This is a genomic window from Pseudomonas sp. NPDC087814 (assembly GCF_044742865.1).
Classification (GTDB): domain Bacteria; phylum Pseudomonadota; class Gammaproteobacteria; order Pseudomonadales; family Pseudomonadaceae; genus Aquipseudomonas.
On record NZ_JBIUVK010000038.1, the window covers coordinates 15,056 to 38,314 of the forward strand.

General features: G+C 61.3%; 21 protein-coding genes. 12 read left to right on the plus strand and 9 right to left on the minus strand.

The features are described 5' to 3' along the window. Nucleotides 1-74 precede the first annotated feature (74 nt). The 3 genes from codB to codA are packed head-to-tail and all read left to right on the plus strand — an operon-like array spanning nucleotide 75 to nucleotide 3,820. A complete protein-coding gene (codB, locus tag ACIOMR_RS22750) occupies nucleotides 75-1,343 on the plus strand; it encodes a cytosine permease (RefSeq protein ID WP_003219542.1) in 1,269 nt (422 codons plus the stop codon). After that, nucleotides 1,340-2,557 (plus strand): PucR family transcriptional regulator ligand-binding domain-containing protein, encoded by a 1,218-nt coding sequence (locus tag ACIOMR_RS22755; RefSeq protein ID WP_177036041.1) that lies wholly within the window; start codon nucleotides 1,340-1,342, stop codon nucleotides 2,555-2,557. Before codB ends, ACIOMR_RS22755 begins: the two co-directional genes overlap by 4 nt. A gap of 27 nt (nucleotides 2,558-2,584) precedes the next feature. Continuing rightward, nucleotides 2,585-3,820 (plus strand): cytosine deaminase, encoded by a 1,236-nt coding sequence (codA, locus tag ACIOMR_RS22760; RefSeq protein WP_003219538.1) that lies wholly within the window; start codon nucleotides 2,585-2,587, stop codon nucleotides 3,818-3,820. Between the two features lie 2 nt (nucleotides 3,821-3,822). Here the strand turns inward: codA and ACIOMR_RS22765 are convergent, their stop codons facing one another. From ACIOMR_RS22765 to ACIOMR_RS22790, 6 genes are all read right to left on the minus strand, one after another. After that, a complete protein-coding gene (locus ACIOMR_RS22765) occupies nucleotides 3,823-5,973 on the minus strand; it encodes a lipase family protein (protein WP_401196488.1) in 2,151 nt (716 codons plus the stop codon). A gap of 11 nt (nucleotides 5,974-5,984) precedes the next feature. After that, nucleotides 5,985-6,779, minus strand: coding sequence for a hypothetical protein (locus tag ACIOMR_RS22770; RefSeq protein ID WP_214498565.1), 795 nt, complete (start codon nucleotides 6,777-6,779; stop codon nucleotides 5,985-5,987). After that, complete coding sequence (locus tag ACIOMR_RS22775) at nucleotides 6,772-7,614, minus strand: DUF4123 domain-containing protein (RefSeq protein WP_401196491.1); 843 nt, start codon at nucleotides 7,612-7,614, stop codon at nucleotides 6,772-6,774. The genes ACIOMR_RS22770 and ACIOMR_RS22775 overlap by 8 nt, the downstream gene beginning before the upstream one ends. Further along, complete coding sequence (locus ACIOMR_RS22780; RefSeq protein WP_401196493.1) at nucleotides 7,614-9,653, minus strand: type VI secretion system tip protein VgrG; 2,040 nt, start codon at nucleotides 9,651-9,653, stop codon at nucleotides 7,614-7,616. The genes ACIOMR_RS22775 and ACIOMR_RS22780 overlap by 1 nt, the downstream gene beginning before the upstream one ends. Nucleotides 9,654-9,964: 311 nt before the next feature. Beyond that, nucleotides 9,965-10,954, minus strand: coding sequence for a diaminopimelate epimerase (locus ACIOMR_RS22785; protein ID WP_401196496.1), 990 nt, complete (start codon nucleotides 10,952-10,954; stop codon nucleotides 9,965-9,967). Then, complete coding sequence (locus tag ACIOMR_RS22790; protein WP_087693068.1) at nucleotides 10,951-11,712, minus strand: FadR/GntR family transcriptional regulator; 762 nt, start codon at nucleotides 11,710-11,712, stop codon at nucleotides 10,951-10,953. The genes ACIOMR_RS22785 and ACIOMR_RS22790 overlap by 4 nt, the downstream gene beginning before the upstream one ends. A 234-nt stretch (nucleotides 11,713-11,946) precedes the next feature. Here ACIOMR_RS22790 and ACIOMR_RS22795 point away from each other — a divergent pair, with 234 nt between their 5' ends. The 7 genes from ACIOMR_RS22795 to ACIOMR_RS22825 are packed head-to-tail and all read left to right on the plus strand — an operon-like array spanning nucleotide 11,947 to nucleotide 18,143. Then, complete coding sequence (locus tag ACIOMR_RS22795; protein WP_401196498.1) at nucleotides 11,947-12,687, plus strand: SDR family oxidoreductase; 741 nt, start codon at nucleotides 11,947-11,949, stop codon at nucleotides 12,685-12,687. A 28-nt stretch (nucleotides 12,688-12,715) separates the two neighbouring features. Continuing rightward, nucleotides 12,716-13,561, plus strand: a complete 846-nt coding sequence (locus ACIOMR_RS22800; protein WP_401196501.1) for a fumarylacetoacetate hydrolase family protein — start codon at nucleotides 12,716-12,718, stop codon at nucleotides 13,559-13,561. Nucleotides 13,562-13,581: 20 nt separating this feature from the next. Next, the gene (locus ACIOMR_RS22805) at nucleotides 13,582-14,859 is read left to right on the plus strand and encodes an L-fuconate dehydratase (RefSeq protein ID WP_401196504.1); all 1,278 of its coding nucleotides are present in this window, start codon (nucleotides 13,582-13,584) and stop codon (nucleotides 14,857-14,859) included. Between the two features lie 37 nt (nucleotides 14,860-14,896). Then, the gene (locus tag ACIOMR_RS22810) at nucleotides 14,897-15,757 is read left to right on the plus strand and encodes an amidohydrolase family protein (protein ID WP_401196507.1); all 861 of its coding nucleotides are present in this window, start codon (nucleotides 14,897-14,899) and stop codon (nucleotides 15,755-15,757) included. Beyond that, entirely contained in the window at nucleotides 15,754-16,527 is a 774-nt protein-coding gene (locus ACIOMR_RS22815; protein ID WP_401196509.1) for an SDR family oxidoreductase, read from the plus strand. Before ACIOMR_RS22810 ends, ACIOMR_RS22815 begins: the two co-directional genes overlap by 4 nt. Beyond that, nucleotides 16,524-16,871, plus strand: a complete 348-nt coding sequence (locus ACIOMR_RS22820; RefSeq protein ID WP_401196512.1) for an L-rhamnose mutarotase — start codon at nucleotides 16,524-16,526, stop codon at nucleotides 16,869-16,871. The genes ACIOMR_RS22815 and ACIOMR_RS22820 overlap by 4 nt, the downstream gene beginning before the upstream one ends. 51 nt (nucleotides 16,872-16,922) lie before the next feature. Next, a complete protein-coding gene (locus ACIOMR_RS22825) occupies nucleotides 16,923-18,143 on the plus strand; it encodes a sugar MFS transporter (protein WP_008432753.1) in 1,221 nt (406 codons plus the stop codon). Here ACIOMR_RS22825 and ACIOMR_RS22830 read toward each other — a convergent pair. Then, nucleotides 18,085-18,906, minus strand: coding sequence for a helix-turn-helix domain-containing protein (locus ACIOMR_RS22830; RefSeq protein ID WP_177020144.1), 822 nt, complete (start codon nucleotides 18,904-18,906; stop codon nucleotides 18,085-18,087). The two genes, ACIOMR_RS22825 and ACIOMR_RS22830, sit on opposite strands and share 59 nt — an antisense overlap. A gap of 92 nt (nucleotides 18,907-18,998) precedes the next feature. Here ACIOMR_RS22830 and ACIOMR_RS22835 point away from each other — a divergent pair, with 92 nt between their 5' ends. Continuing rightward, nucleotides 18,999-19,244, plus strand: a complete 246-nt coding sequence (locus ACIOMR_RS22835; RefSeq protein WP_401196515.1) for a hypothetical protein — start codon at nucleotides 18,999-19,001, stop codon at nucleotides 19,242-19,244. A 278-nt stretch (nucleotides 19,245-19,522) separates the two neighbouring features. Then, the gene (locus ACIOMR_RS22840; RefSeq protein WP_102604553.1) at nucleotides 19,523-20,674 is read left to right on the plus strand and encodes an MFS transporter; all 1,152 of its coding nucleotides are present in this window, start codon (nucleotides 19,523-19,525) and stop codon (nucleotides 20,672-20,674) included. A 46-nt stretch (nucleotides 20,675-20,720) separates the two neighbouring features. Here ACIOMR_RS22840 and ACIOMR_RS22845 read toward each other — a convergent pair whose 3' ends face one another. Both ACIOMR_RS22845 and ACIOMR_RS22850 read right to left on the minus strand, forming a co-directional pair. Next, nucleotides 20,721-21,335, minus strand: a complete 615-nt coding sequence (locus ACIOMR_RS22845; protein ID WP_008432744.1) for a hypothetical protein — start codon at nucleotides 21,333-21,335, stop codon at nucleotides 20,721-20,723. A 926-nt stretch (nucleotides 21,336-22,261) separates the two neighbouring features. Then, the gene (locus ACIOMR_RS22850) at nucleotides 22,262-23,233 is read right to left on the minus strand and encodes a hypothetical protein (protein ID WP_008432741.1); all 972 of its coding nucleotides are present in this window, start codon (nucleotides 23,231-23,233) and stop codon (nucleotides 22,262-22,264) included. Nucleotides 23,234-23,259: the final 26 nt, after the last annotated feature.

Here is a 23,259-nt window from a genome sequence, read left to right on the forward strand (position 1 = left end):
TGCGCCCGTCACTGCCTCGCACTTGGCACGACGGGTGCAATAGGCCTGCGTCACTCATTCAGGGAGAACGGCACATGACGCAGAACGAACCGGGCAATGACTACCCTCTCAGCGAGGTGCCCATGCATGCCCGCAAAGGCCTGGCCTCCACCGCCATGGTGCTGCTTGGCTTTACCTTTTTCACCGCGACCATGTTCGCCGGCGGCAAGCTGGGGGTGGCCTTCAGCTTTACCCAGATGCTCGGCGTCGTGGCCCTGGGTAACCTGCTGTTGGGTATCTACGCCGCAGGCCTGGGTTACATCGCGTTCAAGAGCGGTTTGAATTCAGTATTGATGGGGCGCTTCTGCTTCGGTGAAGTGGGCAGCAAACTCAGCGACTTGATTCTCGGTTTTACCCAGATCGGCTGGTACGCCTGGGGCACCGCCACCGCAGCCGTAGTACTGGGCAAGTATTTCGAGTTGAGCCAGGGCAGCGTACTCGGGCTGATGGTGCTGTTTGGCATGGTGTTCTGCGCGACGGCCTACGTGGGCTATCGCGGGTTGGAGATTCTGTCCTACATCGCCGTGCCGGCCATGGGTATTTTGTTGTTTCTGTCGATGTGGGTCGCCACCGTCAAGGTAGGCGGGCTCGATGGACTGCTGGCGGTGGTGCCGACCGGTGAGCTGGACATGTCCACGGCTATCACGCTGGTGTTCGGCACCTTTGTCAGCGGCGCGACCCAGGCTACCAACTGGACGAGGTTCTCACGCTCGGCCAGGGTCGCGGTGCTGGCCAGCCTGATCGGCTTCTTTATCGGCAACGGCTTGATGGTGTTGATCGGTGCCTATGGCGCCATCGTCTACCAGCAGCCCGACGTGGTCGAGGTGTTGCTGCTGCAAGGCTTCGCCATGGCGGCCATGGCGATGCTGTTGCTGAATATCTGGAGCACCCAGGACAACACCATCTACAACTTCGCCGTCGCCGGCTGCAACCTGCTGCGCACCAAGCGCCGCAAAACGGTGACCCTGGCCGGTGCGGTGATCGGCACCCTGCTGGCGTTGCTGGGCATGTACGACATGCTGGTGCCCTACCTGATCCTGCTGGGCACGGTGATCCCACCGATTGGCGGGGTGATCATGGCGGATTTCTTCTATCGCTACCGCGGCCACTATCCGCGCCTGGCCGATACACGCCTGCCGGCCTTCAACTGGCCAGGGCTGATCGCCTATGCGGTGGGTACGGTGCTGGCCTTTCATTCACCCTGGGTGGCGCCATTGGTGGGGATCGTGGCGGCGTCCCTGACCTACATCGTGCTGACCAGCGTATTGCGGGTGCGGGCACCTTTGGCTGACGTCCAGGCATGAGCCTGACAGTCGCCGATGTGCTGGCCTTGCCCGGCCTTGAATCGATGTGCCTGCGGGCCGGGGAAGCCGGCCTGGAGAACACGGTGCGCTGGCCCTATGTCGCAGAAAACAGCGGCATTGCCGAATGGGTGCTGGGGGGCGAACTGGTGTTCGTCACCGGTATCAATCACCCACGGGACGAGGCCAATCTGTTGGTGCTGCTGGACGAAGCCTGTCAGCGCCAGGTCGCCGGCCTGGTGATCCTCACGGGGCCGGACTATATCCAGGCGATTCCCCAGCGTTTGCTGGAAGCGGCGCAAGCGGCGGGCATGCCGCTGATCGAACAGCCTTACTCGTTGAAGATGGTACTGGTGACCCAGGCCATCGGTTCGGCGTTGATCCAGTCGCAGCAGTTGGGGCGCTCGCGACACGATGTGCTGGAGCGCCTGCTGGCCGGTGATTACCAATCCCTGGATTTGCTGCTGCACCGCGCTGCGCAGTTGGACATGCCGCTGGCCGGCCATTGGCAACTCGTCCAGTTGCAACTGGACGGCAGCGACGCGCTGTTTGCCCAGGGTGAGGCGCCAGTGGTCGAGGCGCAGCTTGCCCGACAACACGATGCGATTACCCGCCGTCTGCGCCAGTTTTCTGCGCAGCATCCGTCGCGCCTGCCCGTGCTGGGGCGTGCCGGACAATGGACGTTGCTGCTGCCTGCGATAGACGCGGGTGCGGCATTGGCCAACCGTCAGTTGTTGGCGGGTTGGTTGAAGGCACTGAATCTGCGCCTGGCACCGTTGAAACTGTTTATCGGCCTGAGTGCTGCCGCGCACCCACCCGCGCGCCTGGCCCAGGCCCTGGATGAGGCGCGCCAGGCATTGGCCGCTGCGCGACGGTTCAGTGAACGCGCCGGGCTGTGTGTCTACGATGAGTTGGGCGTGCTCAAGCTGCTCAGTGGCGTACGTGATCGCGCCCTGCTCGATCAGTTCCTCAACGAACGCCTGGGGCCGCTGCTGCGCCACGACCTGCACCATGGCCCAAGCCTGATGCCGACCCTGGAGGCCTGGTTCCACGAGAATGGTAACCTTGTGGCCGCAGCCCAACGGCTGGCGGTTCACCGCAACACCCTGACGCATCGCGTCCAGCGTATCGAAGCCCTGTGCGGGCTGACGCTGGACAATGCTTATGACCGCCTGGACATCGGCATCGCGCTGATGATCTGGCGGCTGTCTGCCTGACTGTTTTTTGCCAAGAGGAACTTGCCCATGCACATCATCAACGCCCGCCTGCGCAACCGTGAAGGCCTGCATGATCTGCACCTGGAACACGGCCGGATCGCCAGCATCACCCAACAAGGCGCTGCCCCCCTGGCAGGCCCCGACGACCTGGACGCCGCCGGCAACCTGGTGGTCCCGCCTTTCGTCGAGCCGCACATTCACCTCGATGCCACCCTGACCGCCGGCGAGCCGCGCTGGAACATGAGCGGCACCCTGTTTGAAGGCATCGAGTGCTGGGGCGAGCGCAAGGCCACCATCACCCTGGAAGACACCAAGACCCGCTCCAAAAAAACCATCCAGACCCTGGCCGCCCATGGCATCCAGCATGTGCGCACCCATGTCGACGTCACCGACCCGGACCTCACCGCGCTCAAGGCCATGCTTGAAGTACGCGAGGAAAGCGGCCACCTGATCGACCTGCAAATCGTCGCGTTCCCCCAGGAAGGCATCGAGTCCTACCGCAATGGCCGCGAGCTGATGGAAGAGGCCATTCGCCTGGGCGCCGACGTGATCGGCGGCATCCCGCACTTTGAATACACCCGTGACCAAGGGGTGAGTTCGGTGAAGTTCCTGATGGACCTGGCCGAACGCACCGGTTGCCTGGTCGATGTGCACTGCGACGAAACCGACGACCCACACTCGCGCTTTCTTGAAGTGCTGGCCGAAGAAGCCCGCAGCCGTGACATGGGCGCCCGCGTGACCGCCAGCCACACCACGGCCATGGGCTCCTACGACAATGCTTACTGCGCCAAACTCTTCCGCCTGCTGGGGCATTCGGGCATCAGCTTTGTCTCCTGCCCTACCGAAAGCATCCACTTGCAGGGCCGCTTCGACACTTTCCCCAAACGCCGCGGCGTGACCCGGGTCAACGAACTGCTGGAGGCTGGCATGAACGTCTGCTTCGGCCAGGACTCCATCGTCGACCCTTGGTATCCCTTGGGTAACGGCAACATTTTGCGGGTGCTGGAAGCCGGGTTGCATATCTGCCACATGCTTGGCTACCGCAACCTGCAAAGTGCCCTCGACCTGGTCACCGACAACAGCGCCCGGGCGATGGCCCTGGGGGATCGTTATGGCCTGGAACCGGGACGCCCGGCGAACCTGTTGATCCTGTCTGCAGACAGCGACTATGAAGTGATTCGCAGCCAGGGCTTGCCGTTGTATTCGATTCGAGCGGGCAAAGTGTTGATGAAACGCCGGCCGGCGCAGGTGGAGTTTTTGTAGGCTCATACGATTGAATCTATATCGAGGGTTTGTGGCTTTCCCCAGCCATCATCCGATTGTGGCGGGATGCTCGCCACTTGGGTGAGTACGCGATTTTGCGGGTGAGCGAACCAGCGTTTCAGGCTGGATTGCAGGGTTGGGGATGAAGCGTGGCTGCCGTAGACGTCGCGGGCCTGGAGGCGGCGCCAGCGGAGGGTTGCCAGGCGGTCGCGACTGTCTTTCAGCCGGTCGACTTCCTGGCTCAAGGGGTCGTGGTGTTCGTAGCCACGCTGGTTGGCAGGGCGATGCAGATCCAGTTTCTTTCGTTGCTCCCGTAGCTGGTGCTGCATGGTGAACAGGGCTTCGTCGATCAGTTCAAACTCACGGGCAGTTACGAGGGTGCCATGGGTGTCGAGTGTTTGTTGCCAGCGGCGCAACGTGGCCCAGGCGGCGGGGATGTAGCTGCCGACCATGGAGTGATGGGCACTCTGAACAAGCTGTTTGATGAGGTTGGCGCGATCCGGCATATCGCCATTGAGCCTCAATGCGCGTTTGCAGGCTGCGTCCTCAATGGATTCACAGCCAGGGGTCCACAAAACGGAGGACCGTGTACCGTCCGGTAGGAGTATCGGCATGAAGTGCTGCTGCGCGCCGTGATGCTGGTAAGGGTTGCCGGTCAGCCGTACCAGGCCCAAGGCAAACAGCAGGCCCCCGGGCGCTGGGTTACTGAATAGCACCACGGCGCCAGGAATCCAGATTTTGGCGGTGGTGTTCATCCAGGGCGCAGGCACACTCGGGACAGGGTCACTGTGATTGACGATGCGGTGGTGCACCAGAGCGGAGGCACCGTCGGTGAATTCGGAGTCGGCAGCTCGGGGGGCTCCGTAGGTGTATAGGAGGATGTTGTAGTGGGTATCTTCGGTTCGACGTAATCCCTCAGCCAGTAACAAGGCAATCGCACCGCCGAGGCTGTGCCCGCAAATCACGATGCGCTGCCCTGTATAAAATTGGTCAAGGTAGCGCCGTACAAAATCATGCATGGCTTGATAAGCCTGGTAAAAGCCTTCATGAGCCTTGCCGACACCATCAATGAAATTCACTTGATGGGCATTTACATCCCTCAGTATGTCGACTCCGCTGGCCGTGCCCCTTACGGCAATAATGATCACTTCATCGTGATGACTGATAAATGCCTGAGTATCAGTGCCATCCTTTTCGTCGTCGAAAAAGTGCAGACGTGCTGGATGTTCCTGCTCTTCACCCAACTCGGAGCGATTTTGCTGATACAACTCAGGATCGAAGGGCAAAATTTCGAAACGCAGGGAATACGGTACCTCTTCCAATAACGGATAAAAGTGTTGTACTTGCTTAGCATCGACCTTCCAGGGTTCCTGATAGCCCGATAGTCTGTCGGCAAAGAAATGACCGACGCTAGGGTCCCGTTGAAAGCTGACTTGGTCTATGGGTTTTGCTGGGGGCTCCTGTCCAAAATCGCAATAGCTCAACGTGGACATAAGTGCCAACTGATAGAGGTTCAAGGCACAGAATTGATCCTCGATGGACAGCATAGGGCGCAGTGCTCGCAATGGGCGAACCTCAAGTACTGTGTGCCGGTTGGGAAATAAAACGACACCAACCAACGTCGGCTGGGGTGGCCCGAATCCAAGGTCGGCCATCATTTTTAGTGCATGTCGCGGGGGCCGATGAGTACGGGATACGATGCGTGGCAAGTGAGCGGCGTATCGGACCAGATCACGTACTTCGACCTGATAGAACAGGTCCGTCTGATTTTTCGAAAGGCTTCGTTCGACACGCTGGCCATCGGCCCGGAGAAAGCGGGTTTGTTCCGCACGAACCTGGAGCTCGGTGATGGGTAGCTTGTAAGCCAGACGCGTCATCAAATCGGTATAAGGCTTTTCTGAACCGGAGTAGTGTTCATCCAACTTAATGACGAGCGGACCACAGTAAAAATCATCTCGCCTGGCAAAGCCCTCACCATCCAAACGACCGAAGTACTCACACCCCGCACTGTCATAAAATGTGTAAGGCAGACCGCCGTAGGCCTTTCCGTCCCCAAACTCATCTACTAGGCAGAAACTTGCCCAATGTCCTCTTAACGAACAAGCAGGTGCCTTGTCGCTAAAAAACGGTTGCTTCCATGCATCCTGTTTCATGAATAAGCCTCCTATTCTGTACACGTTGGATAGACGTCGCATACGCGTCCATCCGGCATTTTGATAGCTTTGAAATCAGTAGTATTCCCACGGCAATACGCAAACACATCGTCCAAGCTTTCCCCCATACAGCGTCTCCAGCCTCCCGGAACGGCAACCCAGTTGTCGTCTACAGCGGGTAGCTCCTCGCTCGCTACTGCCAGCACCATCCTCAGTGTTTTCCCCTCTAACTGATCCCGTTGTACAAAGCCTCCTGCTCGTGACTTACTCGGCTGTCCAATGGCGTCCAACGAATTACACATAAGGATTTTCCTGATCGCATGCAGCGGTCCGATCGTCCTGAAAAACCACTGACACCGCCCCCATAACTCCTGAACACCCGGCTCAGGCATTCCGGCCATACCCTCTTCCAACCGATCCCGCACATTAATAATTGCGAAATCCCCCCCGACATCCGCCGACCGCTCCCCCCACTTCGCGTACATATCAAACGTAATACTGCGTAACACCAACGGGCACCCATCCACCACTTCCGTCAGTGGTACTTCAAAGCTCACCCGATGAGCCACCGGCTTGCCGAGGGTTTCAAAAACCTTGTCCTCCGGCCGCTTGCCCCGTCGTTTGGGCAGGGTGCAGGTCTCACCCGTTGCGGGCCGGTAAGCCGCATCACTCTTGAAGCGAAAATTCGCCGGCAAATCGACTTCCAGGATGAAACTGTCCGCCGGCTTCATCGCACAGCCAGAAACAGCCAGCCCGCCACAAACGAACAGCCCTCGCCACACGCCCGACATAAATCCCCTACGCATCCTGCTGCTCCCGCTCCACCCGACGCCACTCCCCAACCACCCGCTGAAAATGATCCTCCGCCACTTCCCCACGCATCGGCTGCCATCGAATAAGCACGTCCCCAGTGGCCTCCACCAAGCGCCGCACCACCAAAAACTCCAGCTGTTCCGGCCTGTCCCATTGCCAGGCCCGCGCTTGCTCCAGCACCTGCGCCAACCAGACTCTCGGGTCTTGAAACTCAACCAGTGCGCTCAACGCCTCGCTGTACTCGGCCAGCAGGTAACGCAGGATATTGGCTTGCAGAATCACTCCCGCCTGGGGATTCGGCACCTCCAGCCACGGCGCAGGATCGGGTACCGGATACGCCCCCGGAGCCGGGTTATCGACACAACTCCAACGCTCACCCTGCCAGTAACACACGCCGATCAGCGGCCCGAGAAAAACAGGCCAGTCCCGAGCAGGCAGGTGAACCAAGGCCCGCGCCAAGGTGCGGTTATCGTGGAAGCGGTACAGCGCCTGACTGCCCGCCGTTCCCACCACCAACCTGTCGCGCCAGTGCCGGGTAACACCCGATAAATCATCACCAGCCAGGCTGCCCAACCAGCCCCAATTACGCTGGGGGTTTTGCAGCAAACCCACCAATGCGGGCTCGCTGACATGGTCGAGCAACAGGAGCATCGGCCCATCCGCTGCCATTTCCGATGCGACGGTTTCACCATAGAGGCAGCGATACTCAGCGACCGTGCGTGTCGCCAGCAGTACCCCACGCGCATCGCTTTCACCCTGTAGAACCAGGCACAGCCGGCGCCCTGCCTGCTGCTGTTCAGCCATCCACTGGCCAGGCGCGATCTCCATCAAGCCGCCCTCCCCGTGGATTCGCACAGGCCTTCACGGCAGCGCTCGCACACTGGACAGAAGTCCGCATCCAGTCTTCTGGCCAGCTCCATGACTACGCCTTGGATAACCGAAACCTTCGGCCCATCCGCTGCAAATGCGGACGAAGCAGCCACGTCACCCGGTCCAACTGGGTTGGCTGTGCGAATCACGGCAGGCGCACCGCCCAACGTGATCGGCCGACTGCTGAAAATCCCGCCAGCCTGAATCAGCAAATGCTCACCACCGGCCTTGAAGCTCAACTGCGCACCGGCATCGATAACCAGGTTGGCCCCCGCCTTCAGATGGACCTGTTGCCCCGCTTCGATCACCAGGGTCTGGCCGACAAGGGTCTGGCTGTTGCCCTGCACGTGCAAGTGATCATCAGCCCCAAGCCGAACCTTGCGGTCGCCGGCGATGCTGCGGTGTTCCTCGTCTTCCAGGGTGGTGGCACTCAAGCCGATGGTTTCCCAACGTTCGCCCACCACCTCCAGCCGACTGTCGTGGCCGACCTGCTGCTCCAGATCGCGTTGGGCGCGCAGGTAGATGAGTTCCTGGCCGCTGCGGTCCTCGAGGTGCAGCTCGTTGGCACCCGCCCCGCCCGGCGAACTGCGGCTGCGTAGCACACTGCGGGTCTTGTGTTGGGGCAACGGATAGGCAACAGGCTGCAAGGTATTGGGCAGGCAACCATTGATCACTGGCCGATCTGGATCACCTTCCAGGAACGTCACCAGTACCTCCATGCCCACACGCGGGATCATCACCGCGCCATAGCTGTCACCCGCCCATCCGGACGCCACACGCACCCAGCAGCTGCTCTTGTCGTCGTGCTGGTCCAGGCGGTCCCAATGAAAGCGAATTTTCACCCGGCCGTGAGCGTCGCAATGCACGTCTTCACCCTCGGGCCCGGTGACGGTTGCGGTCTGGCTGCCACTGATACGCGGTTTGACGTGCTTGAGCGGCGGGCGGTAAGCGGCGCGCCAGGGCGTTGCGGTAAATCGATTGCGATAGCCGTGGAATGCCTCTACATCCACCACCGCCTCCTCCAGCACCTGCGGTTGATAGCCTTCGTGACGCACGCCGGTGATCAGCCACAAGTCATTACAGGTGCGGTCCGGATGGCCGCGCAGTTCCAGGAAATGCCCGCTGCGCAAAGCCGGCTGGTCACTGCGGCCCAGGGCCCGATGACGGTCGCGTTGATGACGTTCCAGGCCACGCCGGGCCAACTGCGAACCTCGCAGATGCCCCGTGAATCCCGCAGGGTATTGATAGTCTTCAAGTGCCGGGAAAGATCCGGCCTGCTCCTGCAAGCGCAGCGACGGATGTTCGAAGTCGTAGTCACGCCGAACAACCTGAGCACTGCGCGTGGCCAGGCGCACATCGAAACGCTGGATCACCAGCGTTTCGGCAGCCGGGCCTCCGGCCGGGCAGTAGCGTTGCGCCGGCAAACGACGAAACACCGTCTGGTCATCACCCAACACCAGTACATGGGCGTCTGCACTGTGGCGAAAGTGGTAGTGAATGCCCTCTTCCTCGCACAGCCGCTGGATAAAGTGCAGGTCGGTTTCCGCGTATTGCACACAGAACGTACGCGGTGGGTAAACCACCGGCCCCAGTTCGAAGGTATAGGCATCAGCAAGGATGCCGTGCTGCTCAAGCACTGCCGCGATAATTTGCGGCACGCTGCGCTGCTGGAAAATCCGCTGGTCGCAACGATGGGCCAGGTACGCCACGCGCGGCGCAAGGGTGAGGTGGTAGCGGGTCAGCCGCTGCCCCGGGCCTTCCCGGCCAATGCTGTAGATTTGCCCGTGCAGGCCTTCACCGGGCTCGCCAAAATCCAGATAGGCCGGTTGGTGAAGTAACTTCTCCAGATCCAGGCTGGGGTTTTCACTGACCCACTGCACTTCAATAAAAAAAGGCTGGTCAATCGTTTCGCTGCCTTTAAAAGCCAGCACCTGAAATGCCTGGTTCATTCCTGCAACGACCAGTTTGAAACGTGACGAAACAAGCGTATTGAACATCCGTTGTTACCCGCCATTCATTGTCGAGCTGAAATAACTTCTCCCGTAAAACGCAGATAAAGCCACTCAATTCGAAGCCGATAAAAAGTGCCTGAACCCCAGGAATACTAGCGATTTCAGGCGAAATTCGGCCGCTTCAAAATAAAAAAGAAGATTCGCACACCGATATTGGAAGGGTCTTTTATAAATACAGAAATGCAGTTAAACAGCCAGTACTGACTAACGGGAATACTCTTACACCACCATTCACCAGAGCTGCGTATTTATAGAGAAACAGCTGACAAAGATGATTAAGCCCGCCACTGCCTTTTTCAAACTTCCTGCAGCCGCGCAGTCCCGAACAGGCTAACGCTCAGCAACTCACCCGGCTCTGCTTGCAACCGTACGGGTGCGGTACCGCCCGGCATCACCACCGCCACCTGACCCGCCGTCACCCATCCTACAGACCAGGCGGCGCATGCCACCGCACTGGCGCTGGTCCCGGAGGACGCCGTGGGCCCCTCACCACGCTCAAACACTCGCGCGATCACGCGATTGCCTGAATCCCGGGCGACCCATTGCAGGTTGACCCCGGAAATACAAGGTTGGCCGGCCCCGGCAGGTGGTGCGAAAGCAATCGCCCTCAGCGGATCGAACCAGGCTGATCGATGCAGCTGGGCGTTGTCCGGCAACGCTGACGCGTCCTGTACCAGCGTCACACAATGCGGGTTGCCCACACGCACAAACTGGCTGTGATTCCACTCGGGGTTGAGCGCAGCCAGTGGCGAAACATGGCTCACCTCAGTTCCCTCAAGCGAGACCGCGCCCACACCAACAGCCCCTACCGCCAAAGGCCCGAACTCGGGACGCCCGAGCGCCAGCCAAAAGCCCTGCACCTGTTCGTACTCCGCCGGCTCAACCCGCGTAACCACCGGCGACAGTGCGTCTGTCTTGTCGTGATGCACCCGCAACTCACAGCCTTGCGCCATCAATCCCTGGTCGGTCAACGACTGGGCGAAGATCGTCAGGCCATTGCCACTGCGTTCGGCCAGGGAACCGTCGGTGTTGACGATCAACAGGTCAAAAGGCGGAGCGGCCTGGAACGGCCCCACCAACAAACCGTCACAACGATGCGCCTTGGCCTCGGCCGGGCGCGGCAACTCATCCCAACCGCACTCGGCGGCAATCGCCGCCAATGCCCAAACACCTCGGGTGCCAGCGGCCAAGTCGGCACGGTCCGGCACGTCGATACCCTTGCTGCGTAAATGCTCCGGGCTTACCACCCCGTAGATATTCCCGCGGGCGTCGTAGAACAGGGTCATTGCGCAGTCCGCATAAAGATTCGTACCACCTCTTCCAGGTGCTTGCGCATCGCCTGTCGCGCACCCTCCACGTCTCGCTGTTCCAGTGCATCGAGGATCTTGCGATGCTCGTCTTCCGAGCGATGGGGCATGTCGTCCGAGGTGTAATGCGCCTGCAACCGCTGGAACATGCTGCCGTAACGATGCCCCAGCAAGTGCGCAATCATCAACGCATACGCCGGATTGCCCGAGGCCTGGGCGATGCGAATGTGAAACAGGCGATCGCCCGGATGGGTATGGGAGCCGTCGCGGTTGTCCTGCACATTACGCTCGAAGGCCTCGCGGATCCCCGCCAGCTCTTCGTCGGTGGCATGTTTGGCGGCCAGGGCGGCGGCTTCCGGCTCAATCAGGCGACGGGCCTGGAGCAGGGAAAACGGTGGAATCTCGGCATTGAAGTCGACGTGCAGGTTGAGTTCCGGATCGAACTCTTTCCATTGATCCCGGGTGGCCTGGGCCATCACCGGTTCCTGGCTGACTGTCGGTTGCACGGGTTCACACACCAGCACGCCGTTGCCCACCCGCACGTCTACCAGGCCGATCACCTCCAGGGCAATCATCGCCTCACGCACGGAAGCGCGACTCACGCCCAGCAGTTTGGCGAGTTCACGCTCAGCTGGAAGTCGACTGCCCGGCGGAAATTCTCCGCTGTCGATCAACGCTCGCAACTGGTCGGCAATCTGTCGATAAAGACGTTGGTTATCAATCACTTGAAATGGCATCTAGGCTCAGCTCGATTCATGCACAGCACGGTCAAAGCGATCAACCCGCAAAAAAGCCGCTTGTTGACCGGGATGACCCATGCTAAAAATTGGATCAATGGCCTGACCATTGGATCGTTTCCAGTGTGCTGATCATAGCAAACCCACCAGGGTTCGCTATGCCGCAGATGCAGGTGTTTCACGCCCTCAATGGCCTGACCATTGAGCCAATAACAATAATCAAGGGAGTCTGTCATGGACCTCACCGGTAAACGCGTGCTGATCACCGCCGCCGCCCAGGGCATTGGCCGCGCCAGCGTCGAAGCCTATCTGGCGGCAGGGGCCGAAGTGATTGCAGCCGACATCAATCAACAGGCGCTCGCTGACTTGTCGGGCGCGCAAACGGTCTTGCTCGACGTCACCGACGCCAGCGCTATTCAACGCCTTGCTGCCGAGATCGGCCCGCTCGATGTGCTGTTCAACTGCGCAGGCGTGGTGCATGCCGGCAATATCCTCGAATGCCCGGAAAGCGACTGGACGTTTGCCCTCGAACTGAACGTCACCGCCATGTACCGCATGATCCGCGCGTTTCTGCCGGGGATGCTCGCGGCGGGCGGCGGCTCGATCATCAACATGTCGTCGGTGGCCTCCAGCCTCAAGGGCGTGCCCAACCGCTTTGCCTATTGCGCCAGCAAGGCGGCCGTCATCGGCCTGACCAAATCCGTCGCGGCCGACTTTGTTACCCAGCGCATCCGCTGCAACGCTATCTGCCCGGGCACCGTGGAGTCGCCTTCGCTGCAGCAACGCATCGTCGAACAAGCCAGTCGTGAAGGCCGCCAGCAGGATGAGGTATACGCCGCCTTCACCGCGCGCCAGCCGATGGGACGCCTGGGCACGCCCCAGGAAATTGCCCAGCTGGCGCTGTACCTTGGCTCCGATGCCAGCGCGTTTACCACCGGCACCACCCAGATCATTGACGGCGGCTGGAGCAACTGACCGCCCACTTCCAATAAGAGGATTGCTCATGAAATTGCTGCGCTATGGTGAAAAAGGTCAGGAACGCCCGGCCCTGCTGGACGCTGATGGACGTCTGCGTGACTTGTCCGCTCACATCAGTGATATCGCCGGTGACGCCCTGCTCCCGCACAACCTCGCTCGCCTGCAAGAACTCGACCCCGCGAGCCTGCCCCTGGTACCGGGCAATCCGCGTTTGGGCGCCTGTGTCGGCCAGGTAAGAAAATTCATCTGCATCGGCCTGAACTACGCCGATCACGCTGCCGAAACCGGCGCCCCCATCCCTGACGAACCGATCATCTTCAACAAGTGGACCAGCGCCATCGTCGGCCCCAACGACAACATCGAAATCCCCCGCCACTCCACCAAGACCGACTGGGAAGTGGAGTTGGGGGTGGTGATCGGCCAGGGTGGCCGCTACATCGAGGAAAGCCAGGCCATGCAGCACGTGGCCGGCTACTGCGTGATCAACGATGTCTCCGAGCGCGAGTTCCAGCTGGAACGCGGCGGCACCTGGGACAAGGGCAAGGGCTGCGACACCTTCGGCCCGCTCGGCCCCTGGCTGGTCAGCCGCGATGAGATCGCCGACCCGCACCAACTGTCGATCTGGCTGGAAGTCGACGGCCACCGCTACCAGAACGGCAACACCCGCACGATGATTTTCCAGATTCCCAAACTGATCAGCTACCTCAGCCAGTTCATGAGCCTGCAACCGGGGGATGTGATTTCCACCGGCACCCCGCCCGGTGTCGGCCTGGGGATCAAGCCCACGCCGGTCTACCTCAAGCCCGGGCAAAAAATCCGCCTGGGTATCGAAGGCCTCGGCGAACAGAACCAGACCACGGTCGACGCCTGACAAGAACCAAGGAGCCGTTCATGACCACCATTACCGCGATTCGCGTCGAAGATATCCGCTTTCCTACGTCCCAGTCCCTGGACGGTTCCGATGCCATGAACCCGGACCCGGACTACTCGGCCGCCTATGTGATTTTGCAGACCGACAACCCGGTCCTTGAAGGCCATGGCCTGACCTTCACCATCGGCCGTGGCAACGAGATTTGCTGCGCGGCGATCCAGGCCATGCAACCGCTGCTGGTGGGCTTGACCCTGGAATGGATCGCCGAAGACATGGGCCGTTTCTGGCGGCATGTCACCAGCGACAGCCAGTTGCGCTGGATCGGCCCGGACAAGGGCGCCATCCACCTGGCCACCGGCGCGATCGTCAACGCCGCGTGGGATTTGTGGGCCAAGGCCGAAGGCAAGCCCCTGTGGCGCCTGGTGGCCGACATGAGTCCGGAACAGCTGGTGCGCTGCATCGATTTCCGCTACATCACCGACTGCATCACCTCCAGCGAAGCCCTGGCCTTGCTGCGCCAACGCGCCGAAGGCAAGGCTGAACGCATGGCCGACCTGCAAGCCAATGGCTACCCCTGCTACACCACCTCGGCCGGCTGGCTCGGTTATGGCGACGAGAAGCTGCGCAGGCTGTGCCAGGAAGCGGTGGATGCCGGCTTCAACCACGTCAAGCTCAAGGTCGGCCACGACTTGCAGGATGACCTGCGGCGCGTACGCATCGCCCGCGAAGTATTGGGCCCGGACCGCCAATTGATGATTGACGCCAACCAGGTGTGGGAAGTCGACACCGCCATCGATTGGGTGCGCGAATTGGCGTTTGCCAAGCCGTGGTTCATCGAGGAACCCACCAGCCCCGACGATATCGAGGGCCATCGCAAGATTCGCCTGGGCGTGGCGCCGGTCAAGGTCGCCACCGGCGAAATGTGCCAGAACCGGATCATCTTCAAGCAATTGATCATGCGCGAAGCCATTGATGTGGTGCAGATTGACGCCTGCCGCCTGGGCGGGGTCAACGAGGTGCTGGCGGTGATGCTGATGGCGGCCAAATATAGCCTGCCCGTGTGCCCGCATGCCGGCGGTGTCGGGCTTTGCGAGTACGTGCAGCACCTGTCGATGATCGACTACCTGTGCATTGCCGGCACTCACGAAGGCCGGGTGATCGAGTATGTCGACCACTTGCACGAGCATTTCGAAGAACCTTGCGTGGTGCGCGGTGCGGCCTATCTGCCGCCGAAGGCGCCGGGATTTTCGATCCAGATGAAAGCCGCGTCCCGGGAGCAATACCGCCACCGGCCGTGAGCTGAACCGCAATTTGAATGGACGGAGCACAATAACAATGTCGTCCCCATCACCTTTGAGGCTCGATGCGCACCAGCATTTCTGGCGCTACCGGGCCGCTGATTATCCGTGGATCGGTACGGCTGAGGCTGACCTGCGGCGGGACTTTCTCCCACAGGACTTGCGGCCGTTGCTCGACGCTGCCGACCTGGATGGCTGCATTGCCGTGCAAGCCCGCGCCGGTGAGCAGGAAACCGACGCGCTGCTTGAAATGGCGCGGCAGCACCCATGGATACTCGGCGTCGTCGGCTGGGTCGACCTGTGCGACCCACGCCTGGAACAGCACCTGGAACAGTGGCGCGACGCACCGGGACTCAAGGGCTTTCGGCATCAGATTCAGGATGAGCCTTCGCCTGCCAGCTTTATGGCCGACGCCAGGTTCTCCCGTGGCCTGCAGCACCTGCAGCAACAAGGCTACGTCTACGAGGTGCTGATTCGCTGCGCCGACCTCGACGCCGCGACAGCCCTGTGCCAGCGCCACGACCGGCATCATCTGGTGCTGGACCACCTGGGCAAGCCGGACATCGCCAACGGCCCCGTCGGTTGGGCCGAACACCTGGCGCCACTGGCCGCCCTGCCCCACGTCAGTTGCAAGCTGTCGGGCCTGCTCACCGAAGCCGGGCCCGAGCAACGCAACGCCCGAGCCCTGCGTCCCTACATCGAACTGGCGCTGGAATTGTTCGGCGCCGAGCGCCTGATGTTCGGTTCGGACTGGCCGGTGTGCCTGCTGGCCGGGGAATACCAGGGCACCTGCCAATTGCTGCAACAAACCCTCGGCCCACTGTCGCCCGATGAACAGCAGGCCATCTGGGGCAGCACGGCCCAGCGGGTCTATCACCTTGAAGGAAACTGCCCATGAATCTGCATTTGCAGGACCGCGTGATCATCGTCACCGGCGGCGGCTCGGGGATTGGCGCCGCCATTTCCCTGGGGTTGATTGCCGAAGGCGCAATCCCGGTAATTTTCGGCCATCAACCGTTGTCGCCGGCCTTCGCGGCCGAGCTTGAGCAGCACGGTCAAAGCCACTTCATCCGTGTCGAGTTGCGCGATGAGGACGCCTGTCGCGCAGCCGTCAACGAGGTGTTGCAACGCTTCGGACGCATCGACGGCCTGGTGAACAACGCCGGGGTCAACGACGGCGTGGGCCTGGATGCGGGCCGTGCAGCGTTCGTCGAATCCCTGGAAAAGAACCTGATTCATTACTACTTGATGACCCACTTGTGCCTCGATGCCCTCAAGGCCAGCCGCGGGGCAATCGTGAATATCAGCTCCAAGACGGCCCTCACCGGCCAGGGCAGTACCAGCGGTTATACCGCCGCAAAAGGTGCGCAGCTGTCACTGACCCGGGAATGGGCCGCCTCCTTGCTGGAGTTCGGCATCCGGGTCAATGCCGTGGTGCCCGCCGAGGTGCTGACGCCGCTGTATCAACGCTGGATCGATGGCTTCGACAACCCCGAGGCCAAGCTCGCCGCCATCGTCGAAAAAATCCCCTTGGGCAAACGGATGACCACTCCCGAGGAAATTGCCGACAGCGTGCTGTTCCTGCTCTCACCCCGCGCCTCCCACACCACCGGACAGTGGCTGGTGGTGGATGGAGGCTACACCCACCTCGACCGGGCGCTGACATGAGCGGCCAACGTTACTGCCTGGCCCTGGACCTGATCGACGATGCGGCATTGATCGCCGAGTACCAGCAATTGCATCGACGCATCTGGCCCGCCGTGGCAGAGCATCTGCGCAGCCAGCAAATCCTGGAAATGCAGATCTGGCGCCTGGGCACGCGGCTGTTCATGGTCATGGACACCGCGGCCGGGTTCAGCTTCGAAGGGCTGGACCGCGCTGCACGCGCCAACCCCGACGTGCAAGCCTGGGAAACCCTGATGTGGCGCTTCCAGGCCCCCACGCCGTGGACTGACCCCGGCGGCAAATGGCAGCCCCTGGAGCAGATTTTCCGCCTTACCGACCAACCCTGATACCCGCTGCATCGCACGCCTTGATCCCATAAAAACAACAGGAGAAGCGTCATGTTAAGCAAAGATACACACCTGCCAGGCACCCGTGCCGTGCCGACCTATCGCTGGGCGCTGATGCTGGTGACCAGTCTGTTTTTCCTCTGGGGCTTGTCCTACGGTTTGCTCGACGTACTGAACAAGCACTTCCAGGAAGTCCTGCACGTCAGCAAGGCCCAGTCCGGGCTGTTGCAAAGCGCCTATTTCGGCGCGTACTTCCTGATTGCCCTGCCGGCCGGGTTGTTGATGGACCGCCACGGCTACAAGGCCGGGATCCTGCTGGGCCTGTGCCTGTATGCGACGGGCGCGCTGCTGTTCATGCCGGCGGCTGCGGCGGCGAGCTTTCCGTTTTTCCTGTTCGCGCTGTTTGTCATCGCCTGCGGCCTGGGCTGCCTGGAGACCGCTGCCAACCCCTATGCCACGGTGCTGGGGGAACCCCAGGGCGCCGAGCGGCGGTTGAACCTGGCGCAATCATTCAATGGCCTTGGCCAGTTCTTCGGCCCGCTGATTGGCGGCGCGATGTTCTTCAGCGCCGGCAGCACACCGGCCTCGGACATGAGTTCGTTGCAGACCACCTACGTGGTGATCGCGGTTCTGGTACTGCTGGTGGCGCTGCTGATCGCCCGCACGCCGCTGCCGGATTTGCGCGCACAGGAACAGGCACTGCAACCGACGGCCGGCAAGGGTCTGTGGCAGCACCGGGAGTTCGTCGGTGGGGTGATCACGCAGTTTTTCTATGTGGCGGCCCAGGTCGGAGTCGGCGCATTTTTCATCAACTACGTCACCGAGCATTGGGCACAGATGGGCAATCAGCAAGCCGCCTACCTGCTGTCGATCGCAATGCTGGCCTTCATGTTCGGGCGCTTTTTCAGTACCTGGCTGATGGGCCGGGTCAGCGCGCAGAAGCTGCTGCTGATTTATGCGCTGATCAATATCGCGTTGTGCGGCCTGGTGGTGATCGGCCTGGAAGGTATCTCGGTGATCGCGCTGATCGCAGTGTTCTTCTTCATGTCGATCATGTTCCCGACGCTGTTCGCCATGGGCGTGAAGAACCTCGGGCCGCACACCAAGCGCGGCAGTTCGTTCATGATCATGGCGATCGTCGGCGGCGCCCTGATGCCCTACTTGATGGGCAAGGTGGCGGACAACAGCACAGTGGCGCTGGCTTACCTGTTGCCTATGGGGTGTTTCGTGATTGTGGCGGTGTATGCCCGTAGTCGCTTGCGCCATCCGTGAAGTAGCGCCCCGGCGTCGTCCCGAACGTACGCCGGAACATTGCAATAAAGGCACTGACGTTTTCATAACCCAGGTCCAGCGCAACCCGGGTCACGGGTGCATGCGCCGCCAGCAACTCCAGGGCGCGCAACAATCGCGCGCGCTGGCGCCACTGGCTGAAGGTGAACCCGGTCTCGGCAATAAACCGCCGGGCCAGGGTGCGCGGCGAGACACCGGCCCACTGCGCCCAGTGTTCCAGCAGGCGGTTGTCGTCGGGACTGTCGGCCAGCGCCTGGGCGATGCGCAACAGGCGCGGGTCCCGGGGCAGCGGCAAGCCGAATGGCTCCTGGGGCAACCCGGCGATTTCATCAAGGATCACCTGGGCGATCCGTGACTGTGGCGGCTCGAGCAGCGCCTGGCTCCAGGTTGCCGCGCGCCTGACGGCTTCCAGCAACAAGGCCGACGTGGCGATAACGCACGTCTGTCGGGGCAGCCCTGCGCATGCCTGGGGTTCGACATACACGCTCCAGCCATCAAACGGCCCGTGGGAACGCAAGGCGTGGGAACAATCGGGGGCAATCCACACCGCGTGGGTGGCCGGTACTACCCAATGCTGGTGCGCCGCCTGCACCGACAACAACCCGCGCTGGGCTCCGAGCAATTGCCCGCGGGCATGCTGATGAAGGGCCGTGGTGCGTGCTACCGGACTGCTGCGCAACGTCGCCACCAGCAACGGACCGCCGGTCGCATTGGCGAGCTGGGCTGAAACGAGTGTTGACGGCATATGGCAGCTTTACCGTATTGAATGACCTGGATAAGGCAGTGTAGCCATTTGCGCACGCCCAGACTGCGGATTCATTCATTGAGGGCTCCGCCATGCGTGCAGAAGACGTGCTTCCCGACCATCTCGACCAAGGCCAATTCAATGGCGTGACCGTGCGCAAGGGCACGGTGGGCGCATTCCTCGCCAACGCCAGAACCTGGTGCGATCCGGCCACCCCGGACGAGCAGCGCTTGCTGGCCGAACAGGACATCCTGCAAGCCCTCCCCGCCCTGCAGGCCCTGGGCGTGTTTGAAGTGTTGCAGGTGCGGGATGGCAAACTGGCGCGGCTGCTGAAGTGAGAGGATCGGCCTGGAAGGTGGTAATCCGTCGCTGGAAGCCCGGGGTTCACCAGTTCTCGCGGGGATTACGCACCTTCCAGGCCACCTCGCACCTCAAGTGGTTACTTGTCCTACGAACTGATAGTGGTTGGAAAGGCCCGTCGCGTTCCATGATCCTGGAAAAAATGTTTGGCCCTGTGTTCAGGCATGCCAAGGGAACCCGGCTCGCTCGATACGGCCTGATGTGCAAGGATGTTGCGCTGCACATCGTTCGTTGAACGCAAAACCAAGGATTTTTCATGACCGCCATCAGCACCCCAGCGCCCGTGGTACCCGGGCGGCTGGAACAAATGTCGACCCGCATCGCGTTTTTCATCGCCGGCTTCGGCATCGCCGCCTGGGCACCACTGGTGCCTTATGCCAAGGCCCGCGCCCAACTCAATGAGGGCACCCTCGGCCTTTTGCTGTTGTGCCTGGGGGTGGGCTCGATGATCGCGATGCCGGTCGCCGGGGCCCTGGCGTCGCGCTACGGTATCCGGCGAGTGGCCACCGGCGGCACCCTCCTGATCTGCCTGGGCCTGCCGATGCTGGCCACCGTCACCTCGATTCCCTTGCTGATGGCCGCGCTGTTTGTGTTTGGTGCCGGCCTGGGCACGGTGGACTCCACGGTCAACCTGCAAGCGGTGATGGTCGAACGGGCCAGCGGCAAGACCATGATGTCGGGCTTCCACGGGCTGTTCAGCCTGGGCGGGATCGTCGGGGCGGCAGGTGTCAGCGGGCTGCTGGGGTTGGGCTGGTCGCCGTTGCAGGCCACCCTCGCCGTGATCGTCGTCATCGTAGTGGCCTTGCTCAAGGCCGGGCCACACCTGCTGCCTTACGGCAGTGAAAGCTCCGGGCCGGCCTTTGCCGTGCCCCACGGCGTGGTGCTGTTTATCGGCTGCCTGTGCTGCATCGTGTTTCTTGCCGAAGGCGCCGTGCTGGACTGGAGCGCGGTGTTCCTGAGCGCCGAGCGCGGCCTTGACGAAGCCTATGCGGGCCTTGGCTACGCAGCCTTTGCCTTGACCATGACCGTCGGGCGCCTTACCGGCGACAGGATAGTTCGCCGCCTGGGCGCAACCCGGGTGATTGTATTCGGTGGCGCGCTCGCCGCCGGCGGCATGCTGTTGGCGACGCTATTACCTGCGTGGGAAACCGCCCTGCTGGGGTATGCGTTGGTCGGTGCCGGGTGTTCGAACATCGTACCGGTGCTGTACACCGCCGTCGGCAAGCAGACCGTCATGCCGGAACACATTGCGGTGCCCGCCATCACCACCCTGGGCTACACCGGCATTCTCGCCGGCCCTGCGGTGATCGGCTTCATCGCCCATGGCAGCAGCTTGAGCGCTGCCTTTGTGCTGATTGCCGTACTGCTGATCGGTGTGGCGATCAGCGGGAAAATACTGCGGGTCTGACCACCCAGCCCCATCACGCCTCGTACATTGAGGCGTCAACCCGGGGTCATTTGGCTTTCTGGAGTTCCAGCCAGCGATCAAGGGTTTTGTTGCTGAGCCAGCCCGCCTGGTGATGGCTGCCGAAAATTCGCCGACCGCTGTCGGCGGTGTTTTCCAGCGACCGCAACAAGCCCGGCCGGTCCACAAGGTTTTTCGCCATATACACCTGCTGTTCGTCGTATTTCTTCTTCGGTAGCCCCGTGGCCGGGTCCAGTACAACTTGGCCATGGCTGTCGAGCTCATCCGGGTCTTTGCTCATCATCGCCAGCACCTCGATATTGACGTAGCAGATCTGCTCGAAAAACCCCATGCGGTCCCGCGACCGGTCCCGTAACTCGGTGAACATTTCCTTGAACAGACGGACGAGATCGGCATTGTTTTTTGTGTGGAAAGGGTCCGGGCTGAAGGCACTGGGATCGCTGTTGCCGAACACGACGTTCTCGGCCTGTGCCAGGCTTTCGCGGGTGATGTAGCCGTCCTGGTCGAGGATCGCATCGATCAGGCGCGGACGCTGGATGATCGCCTTGGCAAGCAGGATAGCGCTGTCGGCCTCTCGGCTGGCACCGAGCTTTTTACTGGCGATTCGTTGCAGTGAAGACAGCTTCAGTCCGTCAGTTCTCATGGAGTTTTTTCAGCATGGCAAATTGGGCGTTCGCCGCGCTCACCAAATCGCTGTCCGGCAAACGAATGTAGGGATTGGGCCCGCGGAGGCGGCTGGCCACTTCGTTCTGAAGCCCCAGGTGTTGCAGCAGACTCCTGCAGTGACTCTCCCCCCGCAAAGGAGGCCGATAGCCTGATGAGCGGACAGGCGCCCCGCCGGATTGATGGCTGTGCTTTCGCGCAGCCTCACCGGGTTCACTTGAAGCGGCGTGAATTGCCCGTGTACCGCCGTCCAGTGCCGGGGCAATACAGGGTGTAGCACCGAGGTGCTGGCAGACCGACCCGCCGTTGATTGTCATGATTCATCTCCACCATTTTCCGGTTCCACATTGACCTGGTCATCATCCCGGCAATCGCCGTATCGCTCAGGTGAAAACAGGCCAAAGGTGTGTGGTGTGCCGGTGGCAATGGTTCCGAGATAGAGCAGCGTTCCAATGACAACATGTAAAAACCGAAGAATCAGTCGGCTTTTCGAGACCCTGGCGAGGTCGGTTTTGTCTCCTGCCAAAGGTCTTTGATCGCTGCGACCATAGCGCCCATCACCGCGCGCAACGGGCGTAACCCAGGCGCGTGGGAGGCAGGCAACTGCCCGTGCGGCAACATGCCTTTGATGAAGTCGTCAGCCGCCGGGGCCTGGAATGTGTGCTGCCCGGTGAAGTTCTTCACTCGCCGGGCTTCGGCGCCCTCTTCGCACCGTTTGCCCGGTGCGGCAACGGGGGGCGGTTGCAGGGTATCGCTGCCCGTCGGCGCAAGACAGGCTGGCTGATAGCCAGGATTTTGCGATCCACACGAAGGTGTAGCCATGTCTGAGCCCTGGCTGAGAGTTTGAAAGCAGCGGATTGAGCAAGGCAGGTCATCACGCCGCGAGAGGGTCGCGGCGTGATCGAGCTAAAACAAGTTCAGAGAGAGGTGGCGCAGGGCGGCTCTGCCGATCTTGCCGTCATACCGGTCAAGAGAGTCCATCAGCGTCAACAGGCTTGAGCGCTGAGTGACTTCCTTGGCCAACTCGATGAGCCGCTGTTGCTTTGGGTCGCTCGACGACGATGCGGCCAATTTTTTCAAATCTTTGATACTGATGGAGCGGCTCCAGATACCCTTCAGGGCGTCGAAGTCCTTCAACATCTGTTCGGCGAGCTGTTTGTCGGTCTTGTACTTCAAGGCGTTGCCGGAGTCGAGCACGGCGTTGAGGTCCCGCCGGGAGATTCGACCATCCAGATCACCGGTCCTGCCGGCTCGGTCAAAGGCTTGTATTACGTCTGGGCGTCGCAGCAGTTCCCGGGCCAACAGAATGTTCTCATTACGGTCCTGGTCGTTGGTCAACCGTCTGCCCGCCATCTCCTCCAGGCTTTGTTTTGTGATGAAGGGCTGGCCCGGCACCGTGAACGCATCAAATTTGTTCTTGAGGAGGTTCCCCAGTTGATCGGGGGTTTGCCTCGAAAAGTGTGGGTCCGGGCGACCGTATCCCGGGTCAGGCTTGCAGGGGGTCGGACGGCAGTGTCCGGGAAGAGGCCTGAGTGGAATGGAAGGGTCAGGACGACCATAACCGGGGTGAGGCCGGAACGGATTGAACAGCTTGTGCAGAAAGTCCTGAAGCTGTCCGATCAGCCCGCCCAAGAACGAGTTTGCATAGGACGCCCGGAATGAGTTGTTGGCGGCACCATGGGGATCCATCGTGCTCTGCGTCGTCGTCCAATTCGAATATCCCGGGCCGATCCCATTCTGTGGCACGTTGAAGCTGATGTGGATCGACCCCTGCCCGGAGCGTGAGCGTGACTGCGTCGATGTGGCGGCATCAGTATGCGGCTGCGCGGCGTTATCAGAGGGGTTGGCAACAGTTGAGTTGGATAAGGTTACCGACATAGGCATCTCCAGTTCGGCGTATTGAC

Coding starts and splice junctions, on each gene's coding strand:
- ACIOMR_RS22805 (WP_401196504.1), top strand. CDS start 13,582: ATGACCACCATTACCGCGATTCGCGTCGAAGATATCCGCTTTCCTACG.
- ACIOMR_RS22800 (WP_401196501.1), top strand. CDS start 12,716: ATGAAATTGCTGCGCTATGGTGAAAAAGGTCAGGAACGCCCGGCCCTG.
- ACIOMR_RS22775 (WP_401196491.1), bottom strand. CDS start 7,614: ATGGAGATCGCGCCTGGCCAGTGGATGGCTGAACAGCAGCAGGCAGGG.
- ACIOMR_RS22765 (WP_401196488.1), bottom strand. CDS start 5,973: ATGAAACAGGATGCATGGAAGCAACCGTTTTTTAGCGACAAGGCACCT.
- codA (WP_003219538.1), top strand. CDS start 2,585: ATGCACATCATCAACGCCCGCCTGCGCAACCGTGAAGGCCTGCATGAT.
- ACIOMR_RS22790 (WP_087693068.1), bottom strand. CDS start 11,712: ATGCCATTTCAAGTGATTGATAACCAACGTCTTTATCGACAGATTGCC.
- ACIOMR_RS22835 (WP_401196515.1), top strand. CDS start 18,999: ATGCGTGCAGAAGACGTGCTTCCCGACCATCTCGACCAAGGCCAATTC.
- ACIOMR_RS22840 (WP_102604553.1), top strand. CDS start 19,523: ATGACCGCCATCAGCACCCCAGCGCCCGTGGTACCCGGGCGGCTGGAA.
- ACIOMR_RS22795 (WP_401196498.1), top strand. CDS start 11,947: ATGGACCTCACCGGTAAACGCGTGCTGATCACCGCCGCCGCCCAGGGC.
- ACIOMR_RS22755 (WP_177036041.1), top strand. CDS start 1,340: ATGAGCCTGACAGTCGCCGATGTGCTGGCCTTGCCCGGCCTTGAATCG.
- ACIOMR_RS22825 (WP_008432753.1), top strand. CDS start 16,923: ATGTTAAGCAAAGATACACACCTGCCAGGCACCCGTGCCGTGCCGACC.
- ACIOMR_RS22815 (WP_401196509.1), top strand. CDS start 15,754: ATGAATCTGCATTTGCAGGACCGCGTGATCATCGTCACCGGCGGCGGC.
- ACIOMR_RS22845 (WP_008432744.1), bottom strand. CDS start 21,335: ATGAGAACTGACGGACTGAAGCTGTCTTCACTGCAACGAATCGCCAGT.
- ACIOMR_RS22810 (WP_401196507.1), top strand. CDS start 14,897: ATGTCGTCCCCATCACCTTTGAGGCTCGATGCGCACCAGCATTTCTGG.
- ACIOMR_RS22850 (WP_008432741.1), bottom strand. CDS start 23,233: ATGTCGGTAACCTTATCCAACTCAACTGTTGCCAACCCCTCTGATAAC.
- ACIOMR_RS22820 (WP_401196512.1), top strand. CDS start 16,524: ATGAGCGGCCAACGTTACTGCCTGGCCCTGGACCTGATCGACGATGCG.
- codB (WP_003219542.1), top strand. CDS start 75: ATGACGCAGAACGAACCGGGCAATGACTACCCTCTCAGCGAGGTGCCC.
- ACIOMR_RS22770 (WP_214498565.1), bottom strand. CDS start 6,779: ATGCGTAGGGGATTTATGTCGGGCGTGTGGCGAGGGCTGTTCGTTTGT.
- ACIOMR_RS22780 (WP_401196493.1), bottom strand. CDS start 9,653: ATGTTCAATACGCTTGTTTCGTCACGTTTCAAACTGGTCGTTGCAGGA.
- ACIOMR_RS22830 (WP_177020144.1), bottom strand. CDS start 18,906: ATGCCGTCAACACTCGTTTCAGCCCAGCTCGCCAATGCGACCGGCGGT.
- ACIOMR_RS22785 (WP_401196496.1), bottom strand. CDS start 10,954: ATGACCCTGTTCTACGACGCCCGCGGGAATATCTACGGGGTGGTAAGC.